This is a genomic window from Sphingomonas sp. (assembly GCF_031426035.1).
Classification (GTDB): domain Bacteria; phylum Pseudomonadota; class Alphaproteobacteria; order Sphingomonadales; family Sphingomonadaceae; genus Sphingomicrobium.
On record NZ_JANPKO010000009.1, the window covers coordinates 1 to 1542 of the forward strand.

General features: G+C 67.3%; 1 protein-coding gene and 1 pseudogene. One reads left to right on the top strand and one right to left on the bottom strand.

Annotated elements, in window-relative coordinates:
- Nucleotides 1-665 (bottom strand): annotated as a pseudogene (locus tag RMP08_RS00830) (DNA mismatch repair protein MutS); the annotation flags it as partial.
- A 149-nt stretch (nucleotides 666-814) separates the two neighbouring features.
- Between RMP08_RS00830 and RMP08_RS00835 the strand changes: the two are divergent.
- A partial coding sequence (locus tag RMP08_RS00835; protein ID WP_310467046.1) for a malic enzyme-like NAD(P)-binding protein occupies nucleotides 815-1542 on the top strand: 728 nt, incomplete at its 3' end.

Consider the following 1542-nt stretch of genomic DNA (forward strand, 5'->3'; position numbering starts at 1 on the left):
CCCGCCGCGGCCAGCTCCGCCCGGCCCGGCGCGCCGATCCCGTCGAGCGTTGCAAGTCCGAACCGCTGGAGAATCGCGCGCTCGCCGACGATGCTGTCGAATCCGCCTTTGCCAGCGGTCGTCGCAATGCTGGGCACCCGCTCGTCGGCAATGATTTCGGCGGCGGCGTAGCGCGCCAGTTCCGCCGCAAGCTCGCCATGGCCAAGCGCGACCAGCTCGAAACGGCCGGTCGAAATGTCGGCGGCGGCAAGCGCATAATCCTCGCCCGCGCGCCCGACCGCGACCAGCCAATTGGCCGCTGCGGAATCGAGCAGGGCTTCCTCGGTGAGCGTGCCCGGCGTGACCAGGCGAACGATGGCGCGGTCGACGAGCGCTTTCGAGCCGCGTGCCTTGCGCGCTTCCGCCGGGCTCTCGGTCTGTTCGGCGATTGCCACGCGATTGCCGCCCTTGATCAGCCGCGCGAGATAGGATTCGGCGGCGTGGACCGGCACCCCGCACATCGGGATCGGCTCGCCAAGGTCAGCGCCGCGCTTGGTCAGCGCGATGTCGAGGCAGGCGGCGGCGACCTTGGCATCGTCGAAGAACAATTCGAAAAAGTCGCCCATGCGATAGAAGAGCAGCGCATCGCCGGCCTCGTGCTTGAGCCGGTGATATTGCGCCATCATCGGGGTTTGGGCGTCGGCTCTGGCCATGGCAGGACTCTAGCCGCCTTCGTCAGTCCCGCGACAGCGGGAACCCAGATTCTTTTTTCCAAGCTGGACCCCCGCCGCCGCGGGGGTGACGATCGAGGGTCGAAGCGGCTACACGCCTCGCCATGTCCGAAAGCAACGTCAAATTCTCCGAGGCCGAGGCGATCGATTTCCACGCCCGCGGCCGGCCCGGAAAAATCGAGATCATCGCCTCCAAGCCGATGGCCACGCAGCGCGACCTCAGCCTGGCTTACTCCCCCGGCGTCGCGGTCCCCGTCCAGGCGATCGCCGACGATCCCGGCCGCGCTTACGAGCTGACCGCCAAGGGCAATCTCGTCGCGGTCATTTCCAACGGCACGGCGATCCTCGGCATGGGCAATCTGGGCGCGCTCGCCGCCAAGCCGGTGATGGAAGGCAAGGCGGTGCTGTTCAAGCGCTTCGCCGACGTCGATTCGATCGACATCGAGGTCGACACCGAGGACTGCCAGCGCTTCATCGAATGCGTCGAACTGCTCGCCCCGAGCTTTGGCGGCATCAACCTCGAGGACATCGCCGCCCCCGACTGCTTCGTCATCGAGGCGGCGCTCAAGGAGCGCATGAACATCCCGGTGTTCCACGACGACCAGCACGGCACGGCGATCATCACCGCCGCCGGGCTGATCAACGCCTGCTTCCTGACCGGCCGCAGCCTCGCCGGCATCAAGGTGGTCGTGAACGGTGCCGGCGCCGCCGCGATCGCCTGCACCGAGCTGATCAAATGCATGGGCGTGCGCGGCGACCAGGTCATCATGTGCGACCGCAAGGGGGTCATCTACACCGGGCGCGGCGACGTCGATCAATGGAAGTCGGCGCA